The organism is Hymenobacter sp. B1770 (assembly GCF_049896385.1).
Lineage (GTDB): Bacteria > Bacteroidota > Bacteroidia > Cytophagales > Hymenobacteraceae > Hymenobacter.
In genome coordinates, this window is the sequence record NZ_JAFCUF010000096.1 from 1 (window position 1) to 523 (window position 523).

General features: G+C 59.5%; 1 protein-coding gene. It reads right to left on the reverse strand.

What is annotated here, in order from left to right:
• Positions 1–176: 176 nt before the first annotated feature.
• Positions 177–523, reverse strand: a 347-nt coding sequence (locus tag ACP7AJ_RS21645; protein ID WP_426062319.1) for a hypothetical protein, incomplete at its 5' end; no start/stop codon positions are given.

Genomic DNA, 523 nt, shown 5'->3' on the forward strand with positions numbered 1-523 from the left:
AGCGGCCACTGCCAATTGAGAACCGCGAGCAGCAACACCCCCAGCAGCAGCAGCAACGTTTTGGTTTTCATTGGGGGAGGCGTTCGCCACGAAAGCTAGGCAAGTTTAGGAAAAGGTAGTTTTTGCCCCACTGCCCCTGGCCTCGCATTGGGGTATGTTTGCGTTGTGGCTCCTCGTTAAAACGCTCCCTTCGCCGGGGCCAAGCGGTCGTTTACGACGCCAAAACGGGCGTTCACAAAATCCAGCACCACGACGTTTTCCAAGAAGAACGCATTGCCGGTCAGCGCCGCCACCCGTTCGCTTTTGTTAAAGTCGAGGTGGCGTTGGCTGCGCGTAAACCACGCCTTGGACGGGGGCAGTCGGACGTTTCCCAAGTATGCGGGGTGCTGCATCGGGGCCCCGTAAAACGCCACTTGTTCGCCCCATGAGCTCACGTTTAAGGTGTCCACCCGGGTCCCCGGCCGGACCAGGGTTTGCCAAGTAGCAGAGTCCGTGCTCAGGGGAAACAAGCTGGCCCCGGTGT